General features: G+C 31.8%; 11 protein-coding genes. 4 read left to right on the forward strand and 7 right to left on the reverse strand.

Features of this window, described 5'->3' with window-relative positions:
• Positions 1-116 precede the first annotated feature (116 nt).
• Positions 117-1,568, reverse strand: coding sequence for a SulP family inorganic anion transporter (locus AAA453_RS03460; protein WP_427706298.1), 1,452 nt, complete (start codon positions 1,566-1,568; stop codon positions 117-119).
• 208 nt (positions 1,569-1,776) lie between these two features.
• On the opposite strand from AAA453_RS03460, the gene AAA453_RS03465 reads away from it, so the two are divergent.
• The 3 genes from AAA453_RS03465 (at position 1,777) to AAA453_RS03475 (ending at position 5,468) form a co-directional block, all read left to right on the forward strand.
• A complete protein-coding gene (locus tag AAA453_RS03465; RefSeq protein ID WP_427706300.1) occupies positions 1,777-2,538 on the forward strand; it encodes an ABC transporter ATP-binding protein in 762 nt (253 codons plus the stop codon).
• Complete coding sequence (locus AAA453_RS03470) at positions 2,528-4,417, forward strand: FtsX-like permease family protein (RefSeq protein ID WP_427706302.1); 1,890 nt, start codon at positions 2,528-2,530, stop codon at positions 4,415-4,417. Before AAA453_RS03465 ends, AAA453_RS03470 begins: the two co-directional genes overlap by 11 nt.
• 181 nt (positions 4,418-4,598) lie before the next feature.
• Positions 4,599-5,468, forward strand: a complete 870-nt coding sequence (locus AAA453_RS03475) for an SDR family oxidoreductase (protein ID WP_427706303.1) — start codon at positions 4,599-4,601, stop codon at positions 5,466-5,468.
• A gap of 74 nt (positions 5,469-5,542) precedes the next feature.
• Here the strand turns inward: AAA453_RS03475 and AAA453_RS03480 are convergent, their stop codons facing one another.
• From AAA453_RS03480 to AAA453_RS03505, 6 genes are all read right to left on the reverse strand, one after another.
• On the reverse strand, positions 5,543-6,199 hold the full coding sequence (locus tag AAA453_RS03480) for an ATP-binding cassette domain-containing protein (protein ID WP_427706305.1): 657 nt from the start codon (positions 6,197-6,199) through the stop codon (positions 5,543-5,545).
• Positions 6,200-6,204: 5 nt separating this feature from the next.
• On the reverse strand, positions 6,205-6,516 hold the full coding sequence (locus AAA453_RS03485) for a YxeA family protein (protein WP_427706307.1): 312 nt from the start codon (positions 6,514-6,516) through the stop codon (positions 6,205-6,207).
• Positions 6,516-8,465, reverse strand: coding sequence for a DUF1430 domain-containing protein (locus AAA453_RS03490; protein WP_427706309.1), 1,950 nt, complete (start codon positions 8,463-8,465; stop codon positions 6,516-6,518). The genes AAA453_RS03485 and AAA453_RS03490 overlap by 1 nt, the downstream gene beginning before the upstream one ends.
• A 57-nt stretch (positions 8,466-8,522) precedes the next feature.
• On the reverse strand, positions 8,523-8,804 hold the full coding sequence (locus AAA453_RS03495; protein WP_427706311.1) for a lactococcin 972 family bacteriocin: 282 nt from the start codon (positions 8,802-8,804) through the stop codon (positions 8,523-8,525).
• A gap of 306 nt (positions 8,805-9,110) precedes the next feature.
• Complete coding sequence (locus AAA453_RS03500) at positions 9,111-9,317, reverse strand: hypothetical protein (protein ID WP_069818160.1); 207 nt, start codon at positions 9,315-9,317, stop codon at positions 9,111-9,113.
• Positions 9,318-9,458: 141 nt separating this feature from the next.
• Positions 9,459-10,880, reverse strand: coding sequence for an SLC13 family permease (locus tag AAA453_RS03505; RefSeq protein ID WP_427706313.1), 1,422 nt, complete (start codon positions 10,878-10,880; stop codon positions 9,459-9,461).
• A gap of 161 nt (positions 10,881-11,041) precedes the next feature.
• Between AAA453_RS03505 and AAA453_RS03510 the strand changes: the two genes are divergently transcribed.
• On the forward strand, positions 11,042-12,238 hold the full coding sequence (locus tag AAA453_RS03510; RefSeq protein WP_427706315.1) for a DUF819 domain-containing protein: 1,197 nt from the start codon (positions 11,042-11,044) through the stop codon (positions 12,236-12,238).
• Positions 12,239-12,276 lie beyond the last annotated feature (38 nt).

Below are 12,276 nucleotides of genomic sequence, written 5' to 3' on the forward strand. Positions count from 1 at the left end.
ATTTTTAATATACCCACACTAGGTATAAATGTCAATTTTTGTGTTTAAAAAAAGAGATTGAAATAAGGGCTTAGTTTTAAAAACTTACCGATATTTCAATCTCATAGATTCATATTTTATAAAAGATGTTGTTTGTTTACTTTGCTTAATTCTGAAACAATTTTACGACTGTCTTTGTTGAGGTGTTGTACATAAATTGTATTTTTTTTCTTATGATAGTTTTCTATTAAAGTATCAATCGCATTCACTGCGGAATCATCCCATAAGTGAGCTTGACTAAAATCTAAGTAAATTATTTTATTACGTAATTCTAAATCAAGTTGATTCATCATAGAATCTATAGAGACAAAGAAAATCTGTCCTTTGATTTTGTAGTGAATAGTTTCATCGACTTCTTCATAATCTACAGTAACATTTGAAATTTTTGTAGCAAAACAAAGGGCACTTACAATGACACCAACGATAACACCTAAGGCAAGGTTACTCGTGAATAGCACAATAGCTACAGTAAGTATCATGACTAATGCATCAGTGCGTGGTGCTTTTTTCATAAATTGGAATGAATGCCAATCAAACGTCCCTACGGATACCATAATCATGATACCAGCTAATATAGGCATAGGAATTTGAACGACCCAATCACCAAATACGATAATTAAAACAATCAAAAATACACCAGCTGTAAAAGTAGAAAGGCGCGTTGTTGCACCAGAGCGAACATTAATTACGGATTGACCAATCATAGCACAGCCACCCATTGCACCAAAGAATCCTGTAATGAAGTTGGCAATACCTTGTCCACGTGATTCTCTATTTTTACTACTATACGTATCAGTTGCTTGGTCTACGATACGTGCAGTTAATAAACTTTCCACAAGTCCAACAATTGCCATAGATAACGAATAAGGCAAAATAATTTGTAATGTTTCTAAGTTAAATGGCACATCAGGAATGAAAAATTGTGGCAATGAACGTGTGATTTGTCCTAAATCACCAACAGTTTCGACTTTTGCGCCAGTTGCTAAGTAGACAATAGTAAGCAAAACAATTGCGATAAGTGGCGCGGGAATTTTTTTGAATACTCGTGGCAATAAGTAAATAATGAGTAGTGTAGCAATAACAAATAAATATGTAGGTATCGATATACCAAATATATGTTTAATCTGTGTCATAAAAATAAGAATCGCTAAAGCATTAACGAAGCCAATCATGACAGAGTTTGGGATGAACTTCATTAAACGACCAACTTTTAATACACCAAAAATAATTTGTATAATACCCATTAAGATTGTTGCTGCCAGTAAATATTGAACGCCATGGTCCTTTACTAATGGCACAATGACTAAGGCAACAGACCCTGTAGCTGCTGAAATCATTGCTGGTCTACCGCCAACAAAAGAAATAACAACTGCTATAATAAATGAAGAATATAGACCGACCATAGGATCTACGCCGGCAATGATAGAGAATGAGAGGGCTTCAGGAATGAGTGCGAGCGCCACAAGGATACCAGCTAGGATATTGGTGCCCGGAGCAGTGAGCCATTCTCGTTTAAGTTTATTTAACATCTTCTTGTACTCCTTATTTAAAATTCAATTAGACTATTATATCATATGACAGAAGTGTAGATTTAAAAAATTAGAATCAAAACAATTTCATATAAGTGACAAAGTTGTCATTTTAAAATAGCTTTTTGTTAGTTATAACAAACGAAAAGAAAAAAATAATTAGCTATGATAGTTATATAGAGAAAAAGATGACAAGGAGTGAATAAACATGTCGATATTAAAAGTAGAAGGACTAACAAAAAAGTACGGTAACAGACATCAGCAACAAGAAGTATTAAAAGGGATAGATTTTTCAATTGAAAAAGGTGAATTTGTTACCATAATGGGGCCTTCAGGCTCTGGTAAAACGACACTTTTAAACGTCCTAAGTTCTATTGATTATATAACGAGTGGCACAGTTGAAATTAATGGCAATAAAATAAATAACATGAGCAACAAAGCGTTAGCAGATTTTCGTAAAAAAGAGATAGGTTTTATTTTCCAAAACTATAGTGTCTTACACACATTAACAGTAAAAGAAAATATCATGCTTCCTTTATCAATTCAAAAAATGTCTAAAGCAGAAAAAGAAAATAATTATAATGAAGTAACAAAAGCGCTAGGTATTCATGAACTGGGTCATAAATATCCGAATGAAATTTCTGGAGGACAGCAACAGCGTACTGCAGCAGCACGTGCCTCGGTACATAAACCTGCTATTATTTTTGCTGATGAGCCTACAGGCGCATTAGATTCAAAAAGCGCACAAGATCTTCTCAATAGACTTGAAGATTTGAATGAAAGCATAGATGCAACGATTGTAATGGTCACACATGATCCAGTGGCAGCAAGCTATTCTAATCGTGTCATTATGTTAAAAGATGGTAGTGTTCATTCTGAAATATACCAAGGTGAGGACTCGAATCAAGCATTTTACAAAAATATCATTCATATGCAAACTGCTTTGGGTGGTGTAGCAAATGAGTTTTAACCAAATCGTAATTAAGAACTTCAGACAAAATATACGGCATTATGCGATGTATATATTTTCGTTGATTGTCAGTATCGTATTATATTTTAGTTTCGTTACATTAAAGTATACAGAGAGTATAAACAATGTAAATTCAATGTCTATTATTAGAAAAGGGTCTGAAGTAGGGTCATATTTCTTATTTGCGATCATACTTATATTTTTAATGTACGCAAATCAATTATTTATAAAACGACGGACACGCGAATTTGCTTTATATCAATTGATAGGTTTAACACGAAGAAATATTATGCGCATATTATTAATTGAACAGGCCGCAATGTTTTTAATAACAGGATTGATGGGCATCATTATTGGTGTCTTTGGTTCGAAGATTCTCTTAATGATTGTACTCAAGGTATTAACTATAGACACGAGTGTATCATTAACGTTCCAATTACCTGCTGTTATACAAACCATTTTATTAATTATCGTGTCTTTCCTATTGATTATGGCACAAAGTTTCATCTTTTTACGTAAGCGCAGTATATTATCAATGATGAATGATAGTACAAAATCTGAAGCAACTCAATCTAAGATGACATTTATTGAAGTTATCTCGGGCATCTTAGGCATAACCATGATTGTTTTGGGTTACTACATGTCTACTGAACTGTTTGGCAAATTCGCAGAGCAATTAATGTTCGCACCATTCGCCATTCTGTTTTTAACTATTGTAGGTGCATATCTGTTCTTTAGAAGTTCAGTGTCGTTGATTTTTAAAACAGTAAAACGTTCAAAAAATGGTAACGTGTCTATAACAGATGTTGTATTTACGTCTTCAATTATGCACAGAATGAAGAAAAATGCATTATCACTCACAATAATAGCGACGATATCTGCTGTTACTGTAACCGTGCTATGCTTTGGTGCAATCAGTAAGTCAACGATTGACGATACAGTGAAACAATCCTCACCACAAGATTTCAATTTTCTAAAAAATAAACAAGCACAACAATTTGAAGATGAATTAAAACAAAAGGATATAGGTTATAACAAAGTATATAAAGAAGTTACTCAATTAAAAGTAACTAAAGAGAATTTTTATGATTACAGTAGTAATTTTGGTGAAACTGATAAAATGTTTATAACAAGTAATAAATATTTTAATGATAAAGGTATTACGGACCATAAAGCGAAAATGATAAATATGGCTTCATCCGCAAGTATAATGAAATTTAATTTAAATACAAAAATTCAATTTGACACTAAACCAGCGCAAACATTTAAAGTAATTGATGCGAAAAAAGAAGTGGATTTTAAAAATGATGTCAGCTTTGCTTCACCAGTATTACTCATAAGTGAACAGCAATATAATCAATTAAAACCACAGGGCGAAGAAACACGTGCACAATATGGTTATGATTTGAAGAATCAAAATAATTGGAAAGAAGCTAATAAAATCGCTCATTCCGTTCATTCTGATATCTATCCTCAAAAATTAGTACGTCAAGAATTGAATGACTCTGCAGGTATTTTATTATTTGTCACATCATTCTTAGGATTAGCATTTTTAGTTGCATCAGGTTGTATCATCTATATTAAACAGATGGATGAAACAGAAGATGAGATACCGAGCTTTCGTATATTACGCAAAATTGGATATACGCATAGTGATATGCTCAAAGGGTTAGGACTTAAAGTAATGTTTAATTTTGGACTCCCACTTGTTGTGTCATTATTACATGCATATTTTGCAGCTAAAGCATTTATGTTGATCCTCAGTACTACAAATATGTTACCTGTCTATATTGTTATGGGTGCATATTCAATCGTTTATTGCATATTTGCAGTTATGTCATTTATCCATTCAAGTAGAATCGTTAAACATTCTATCTAAATCCGAATAATAAAATTAATAATTTAAAAGTTTAGTCAACACACTATAACGGAGCAGTTATAGTGTGTTGTTAGTGCATTCGTTTTATATTGTTCAAAACTAATTAAAAATTCAAAATGTTTGTATATGTTCTGAAGTGGTATCTAGCAAGTAATAGGCGTAAAAAATGGAGGTATTACAAATGAACTTAACTGAATTTCATAAACAAATTAAAGGTTATACGCAAGATAGACAGCCAGGAATTGAAAAAGATATGAATCCACAGCCACTTTCAGAAATGAAAGATTACAAGAGTGGTGGTAAATTGAAAGGAAAAGTTGCTTTGATTACCGGTGGAGATTCAGGCATTGGACGTTCAGTGGCAACACTATATGCTAAAGAGGGCGCAGACGTTGCGATTGGATATTATGATGAACATGAAGATGCTGAAGCGGTAGTACATCGTTTGGAAGCTTTAGGTGTAAAAGCAAAAGCCTATGCACATGATTTGAAAGATGTAACATCATCACAAAACTTAATTGAAAAAGTCGTAACTGACTTTGGTGGATTGAATATATTAGTTAATAATGGTGGCGTTCAATTTCCAAAAGACAATTTTGAAGATATCACACCAGAACAGGTAAAAGAAACATTTGAAACAAATATTTTTGGAATGATGTTTTTATCTCAAGCCGCAGTGCCACATTTAAGTGATGGTGACGCGATTGTTAATACTACAAGTGTGACAGCTTATAGAGGTTCGGGGCATCTTATAGATTACTCAGCGACAAAAGGCGCGATTGTTGCATTCACACGCTCGTTGGCAACTACGTTGATTGAAAAAGGCATTCGTGTCAATGCAGTGGCACCTGGCCCGATTTATACACCTTTAATTCCAGCAACATTCACAGAAGACAAAGTTGAAGATCAAGGTTCTGACACACCAATGGGACGTAGAGGGCAACCAGCTGAACTGGCACCATCTTATGTATTTTTAGCAACATACGCAGATAGTTCGTATATTACTGGGCAAGTCATACACGTCAATGGTGGAGATTATATGACGTCATAAATTTATAGATGAGGATTAAGAGAGTAAAACAGCGAGACTCCTATTGAAAAGGGGTCTCGCTGTTTTTGTTTTCCTTAAAATGTATCGAGATTGCTGAATAACGAATCTTTTAAAGCTTCCATATTTACGACAACATTGCACTTTTTAGCAACATCAATGTCATGTGTTGCTATTATGATAATTTTATTGTCATTTAAACATGCTAATAACTTATCTAGAATTTTTTCTCCATTTATTCTATCTAATGATCCTGTTGGTTCATCGGCTAGTATAATATTAGGATTTTTTAATAACAATCTAATTAAAGCGATGCGTTGTTGTTCTCCACCGCTTAATGTTGATATTTTTCGCTTTAAATCAACATTTACATTTAATTCCTTTAATAATATATTTTTACGTTTTCGTTTTTCTGCTTTCGAATGTTTTTGGAAGGCTAGTCCAATATCTAAATTGTCATCAACTGATAAATTATCTATTAATCCATAGTTTTGAAATAGATAACCTAATTGCGTTTTATAGAAATGGTTATCAGCAATTAATTTTTTGCCATTAAGATATATATGACCTGAATCTATTTTTTCAAATCCAGCAATACTATTTAATAATGTGGATTTACCGGATCCGCTATACCCCATTAAGGCATATGACTTACCATTTTTAAATGAGTAATTTAAATCTTTAAATATAGTATTTTCTTCTTTTGTAATTGTTAATCCTTGTATTTTTATCATTATCATCACCTAATATTTTTGGGGAGCGCTTGTTTCTCAATATAGTGTATTTCTTTCACGTATGTCCCTTTATGAATGATTTCTACAAACTTTTTACTTGGATCATAACCACCGAATGTTAATTTATAGTTCAATTTTTCCCCATTCTTGGAATACGCTGTGACATCGTTATATTGCTGTGTGTGTTGTTTAACTATGGCATACGATTTTTCTTCTTGTAGAAAAGGGTTAAATCTATCAAAGTTATCATTTGTTAGGAATGTAGTAACAGTAAGTATTATGATAATAATAATAACGATAGTTAATTTTTTACTCATTATTCTAACTCCTTTAAATTGATTAGGTTATTTTTTTCTAACTTATTTATATATATACTTTGTATTAATATTTGAATAATTATAATAAAGATAAATAAAAGGAGGATTGTGCTGTTATTCATAACTGCTATAGATATAACACCAACTAAAATGACTAAACCATTACTCAATAGTAAGTATTCACTATGATTTTTAATCAAATTGAAACCATGTATTTTTCTTATCATTAAAAATTTCATGTTTTTTTCAAAGTATTGTTGGATATCAAAAATTATTGTTAATACCAGTGTGATAAAAGATAAAAGTATTGAAATAGATATAATAAGCATTTTTATGTTAAGTGCTTTAAAATCCTTTAATACGATGTCTTTGTAATTTGTAATGCCACTTACAACATCTTCTAATCCATATTCCTTCAAATGTTTATTGGTATTTTTAAAATCTTTAAACAAGTAACTACCTTGTGTGACTGATGAATAATAAAAGTTATCTCCTAGGTCTGTTGCATCTATTAATACAACTAGAGGGCTTTTACTAAAATTATTTTTTAAACTAGATCTGGTATCAAAAGTAAATATTTCAAAGTTATCATTTGTTTGTTTCATGTTAATTTCTTTATTTCGATTATTATCCTGTTGGAAGTTAATCCAATCTTTGAAATCTTTTTTAATTTCTTTTTTAAAGTTATGCGCTTTAGTTGGTAATAATAAGTCAATTGTATTTTTAGAATTGGAAAGCTCCAATCGTTTATTAAATGCACTATTATAGAAATCTACGAAATTGCTATTTAAAAAAACAACATTACCATTTTCAGGAGTGTAATTCGTAGGGTGGGGATGATATAAATTATTGTGTCTAATAAGTAATGATTCATGTTTTGCTTCAGTATTTGAGATTAATTTATGAAATTTTTTGGATATATCACTTTCTTCTGAATGAGTGTACTTAAGTGGTGCAACTTCAATGACGTAATAATCATCTAACTTTGTCCAGTACTTTTCAGTTTCTTTAATCTTTTTCAATTCATGATATGAACTTAAATTTTGTACTAACAAAATTGCTAATACAATTAGAATAATTATCTTGAACGATACAGTTATCATTCGTAATAATGTATAGGGTTTTTTGCCTTTGATAATTAGTGGTATATCTGTCTTTATAAATAGTGTATAAGAGCAAAGTGAAATTAAAAAAAGTACGCTGAATAAAATGATTATGCCTAAGAAAACACGTACTATAAAAGTAAAAGTATTGTCTAAAATGTCCAATGCTAGTGATAAAATTAGTATAGAAATTAAAAAGAAACTTAATAAGAAAGTGTAGTATAAACATTTCTTACGTATATCTTCAGATATTATTTTTGAAATTGAATAACCATGTAATTTTTTAATACCATATTCTTTGAATTTTATATTGGCTATTTGTAAAAAATAAAAAATATAAAGTATTAATATTGAAACCATAGGGAATAGCAGTCCCTTATCATTTATGACAGATAAAAATAAGACGAATTTATTTAAACTAAGTATTTCTGAATCTACGCCTTTTTCCTGTAGTAGCTGTTTAATATTGTGGGGATCAAATGAAGCGCCCATTACAAAATAATTCCCTCGGACATCTTTACTAAGAAGGGTGTCATAGTTGATATATTTATACTTAATATGATTTTGGAATTTTGGTTTTTCTTCATTAAATGAGTATATATATTTGTATGTGTCTTGATTCGTATTTAAGATAGATTTATAGATTGTTATATTTTCCTTTTGGGAAATGGATTCAATTGTTTTATAAATTTCTTGCTTATTGTGACTATAATTCCAAGCAGAAATGTTTAATATGGTATGACTACCAGGTAATAATTCTTCCTCTTCTCTTAATGTGAATATCAGGACTAATATAGTAATGATACAAAGCGTTATAATATCTAAGGTCAATTTTATTATTTTCATACAGTACCTCATCAATTAAGGAAATGAATGCAATTTGTATTCATTTCCTTGCTATTATTAGTAAACGTTGTAATATGTTCTATTTACGAAGAATGATTTTGGAGCAGATGCTCTAGCTTGGATACCAGCTCTCGTTTTTCCACTATAGGATTTATATTTACCCACTGCTGTAGAGCCATGTGCTTTATAATTATTACTGTAATATGACCAAACATATTTGCTTCCTACTCCATAATTCCAAATTCTACCTTGTGCATAGATAGTTGCTGCATTTGCTATTGTTCCAGAGCCTAATACTATTGCTAAATACAATAAAATACTTATAATAGTCTTTTTCATTTATATAGCCTCCTGTTGTATAAATTAATATTATTATATAATTATAATCGAAATATGTCATTATGCTTTTTTTACACTTACCCCTTAAAAATTTATATTTTCCCACAAAAAAAGCGCATCTCCTTTAAATATTAGGAGATGCGCTTAATTTATTTGTATGAAGGTTGTCTTGGCTAATCTATTTGTTGAAATTTATGTTAATAAGGTACAACAATTACACTATCGATACGAAATTGGGACAAGATTGACACCCAGCATATCAGATAACGTTTGTTCTGTAATTATCTAGAAGAAAGTTGATAAACTTTAAAAGAAATCAGAAGGGATAAGATCATCTAATTGTAAGTGCTTTAATGAATCGAAATTCACACTTTCTATACTTTGAAGCAATTCACCATTTTTAGCTTGGTTATAATAATTAACTACTTCTGCTTGTACGTCATGGTCTTGGAATGTTTTAACTACGCCTAATATCAGTAATACTGCGATGGCCCCTTTAATGATTGTCTTCATAATAAATGACTCCTTCTATAAGTTTATATACTTATTCTATACCGTTTTGTACTTTGTGACATGCGTCCCTAGTATCGAAATTATATCATACCTTAGATGTATCACGACGTTACAAACTATTAAGTAACGTCTATTTATAATTTATAAACCGAATACAATAGGTAACCAGAAATATACGAATAGCGAGATGATAACAATTGCACACATGTTTAAAATAAATCCAGCTTTAACCATGTCTTGCATTTCTAATTCATCAGAACTAAATACAGCAGCATTTGGTGGTGTTGAAATTGGCAACATAAATGCGCAGGTTGAGGATACTGCGACAATTCCCATAATAATAAATGGGTCTTGGCTAATTGCTGCGGCTAAACCAATACTGATTGGCATTAACATATTAGAAACAGCTGTATTAGACATCACTTCTGTTAAGAATAAAATAGCTGTCGTCAATACGATAACAACAAGAATTAATGGTAAAGGTTCGACGAAACCTAACATACCACCAAACCATTTTGTCAGTCCTGAATCTTCAAATGCAGCAGCTAAGGATAAGCCACCACCGAACAATAACAATATCCCCCATGGTAGTTTACTCATGTCATTCCATACGAGTAACGCGCCATTAGATGACTTAGCGGGAATAAGGAAGAGTAACACAGCACCTAACATTGCTATAACTGTGTCTGATAAGTTTAAGGAAGCAGGCAAGAGACCGCCACCAATCCACAAGATACTAACGAAAAGGAAAACAATACCTGTTAATTTTTCCTCTAAACTCATCGGACCTAAATCATGTAAAGCTTTCTTTGCAAAATCTGAAGATATTTTATCGGAGTCTTCAATTTTAAATAACCATTTTGTCATTAATAAGTATAAAATGATTAACAATATAATTGTTAATGGTAAGGCGAATAACATCCATTGCGCAAAGGACACTTCTCTATTTAAAGTAGAGGAAGCGATGGCTGCGAAAACTGCATTTGGTACTGAACCAATAAGCGTTGCTAAGCCGCCGATAGATGCAGAATAAGCGACAGTTAATAATAATGCTTTCCCGAATTTGTGCGCTGATTCTGGTTTGAGGAATTGTGCATCTTTAATTTCTTTTATTAATGCTAAAGCAATTGGCAACATCATGAGTGCAGTTGCTGCATTGGAAATCCACATTGAAATAAATGCAGTTGCAATCATTGTACCTAAAATAATACGATTACTATTTGAACCCATCAAAGAAATGATGGTCATAGCAATTCGTTTATGTAAATTCCATTTTTCAATTGCCAGTGCGATAATAAAGCCGCCCATATACATAAATACGATTGGATCAGCATAAGCACTCGCAGCTACTTGTTCATTTGTACCACCACTCAAAGGTAGTAATATCAGTGGAATGAGTGATGTAGCAGGTATGGGAATTGCTTCTGTAATCCACCATGTAGCCACAAAAAGTGTGACTGCAAGAACAGCACGTGGTTCATCCGCTAAACCTGTAATACTAGGTATAAAATAAAAAATGATGAAAAGTGATGGTCCTAAGATTAAACCAATTTTTTCTTTCATATGCAAAAATCCCCCCTTGTTATTGTCTACAGTTGCAAGAATATCAATTTAAAAAGAGCAAAACAATGTATTTTTTCAGAAAATTATAAAAATTAATGAAAAATGCTGTTAAAATGTATTTAATATCTTAAAATAAAAATTTATTTCAAGGGGGGAAGTTCATGGTATTAGGTGCACTTATAGCTAAAGGTGACACGTGGACGTTATGGGCTATTATTATAGTTTGGGCAACAGTTAGTTTATTCCTAGAACAGCGATACAAGTGGGCAAGTACAATTTCAGGAGCAATTATAGCACTGGTGGGGGCAATGCTCTTATCAAACTTTAAAGTGATACCAACGAGTTCACCAGTGTATGACACGGTATGGGATTTTATCGTGCCACTTTCTATTCCATTATTATTATTCAGTTCAAATATTTTAAAGATATGGAAAGAAAGTAGACGATTATTATTCATTTTCATGATTGCTTCAGTAGGGACAATGATAGGTACAGTGGTCGCATTTCTTACTTTAAATCAATGGATACCTTATCTTTCTAAAATAGGTGCCATGATGACTGGAAGTTACATTGGTGGTGGCGTGAATTTTGCAGCTTTGAGTTCTAAATTTCAAACACCTGGAGACATGGTTTCTTCGACAGTAGTTGCTGATAACAGTGTTATGGCACTGTATTTCATATTACTTATAGCCCTTCCATCAATGCCTTGGATAAAAAAACATTTTACTACTAATTATAAAACTGAAACGACACCTGAGACACATCAGTCATTTTGGCAACCGAAAAAAATTCAATTATTAGATATTGCATTTTCAATGGCAAGTGCGATTGCGCTTGTGGCAGTTAGTTTCAAAATAGCAGAATTGATACAACTATGGGTACCTAAAAGTAATCTCATATTAACAATTATTGTATCTTTCTTTGGTGATTCATATTTATTATTAACAACATTGACATTAATCGTTGTTGCTATCTGGGGAGATTTCTTTGAGAAGTTAGCAGGTGCATCAGAAATCGGCACTTTCCTTATTTATATATTCTTTGTAGTCATTGGTACACCGGCTTCATTTGCTACAATTATTACAACTGCACCATTGTTGTTTGTTTTTGTCATTATTATTTTGATTTTCAATTTAGGTTTAAGTCTTATTTTAGGTAAGCTCTTTAAATTTAAAATTGAAGAAATATTGTTAGCAAGTAATGCAACTGCGGGAGGACCTACTACTGCAGCAGCATTAGCTATTGGAAAAGGCTGGTCTGGTTTAGTGGGACCGATACTTATTATTGGTACATTGGGTTATGTAATAGGTAATTATGCTGGAACAATAATGTATCAATTACTTATCCAACTGGGATAAATTGTAAAAGGTGCTAGAATACGTAGGTGTATTTGACG

The organism is Staphylococcus parequorum (assembly GCF_039237145.1).
Lineage (GTDB): Bacteria > Bacillota > Bacilli > Staphylococcales > Staphylococcaceae > Staphylococcus > Staphylococcus equorum_A.

Coding starts and splice junctions, on each gene's coding strand:
- AAA453_RS03460 (WP_427706298.1), bottom strand. CDS start 1,568: ATGTTAAATAAACTTAAACGAGAATGGCTCACTGCTCCGGGCACCAAT.
- AAA453_RS03465 (WP_427706300.1), top strand. CDS start 1,777: ATGTCGATATTAAAAGTAGAAGGACTAACAAAAAAGTACGGTAACAGA.
- AAA453_RS03470 (WP_427706302.1), top strand. CDS start 2,528: ATGAGTTTTAACCAAATCGTAATTAAGAACTTCAGACAAAATATACGG.
- AAA453_RS03475 (WP_427706303.1), top strand. CDS start 4,599: ATGAACTTAACTGAATTTCATAAACAAATTAAAGGTTATACGCAAGAT.
- AAA453_RS03480 (WP_427706305.1), bottom strand. CDS start 6,199: ATGATAAAAATACAAGGATTAACAATTACAAAAGAAGAAAATACTATA.
- AAA453_RS03485 (WP_427706307.1), bottom strand. CDS start 6,516: ATGAGTAAAAAATTAACTATCGTTATTATTATTATCATAATACTTACT.
- AAA453_RS03490 (WP_427706309.1), bottom strand. CDS start 8,465: ATGAAAATAATAAAATTGACCTTAGATATTATAACGCTTTGTATCATT.
- AAA453_RS03495 (WP_427706311.1), bottom strand. CDS start 8,804: ATGAAAAAGACTATTATAAGTATTTTATTGTATTTAGCAATAGTATTA.
- AAA453_RS03500 (WP_069818160.1), bottom strand. CDS start 9,317: ATGAAGACAATCATTAAAGGGGCCATCGCAGTATTACTGATATTAGGC.
- AAA453_RS03505 (WP_427706313.1), bottom strand. CDS start 10,880: ATGAAAGAAAAAATTGGTTTAATCTTAGGACCATCACTTTTCATCATT.
- AAA453_RS03510 (WP_427706315.1), top strand. CDS start 11,042: ATGGTATTAGGTGCACTTATAGCTAAAGGTGACACGTGGACGTTATGG.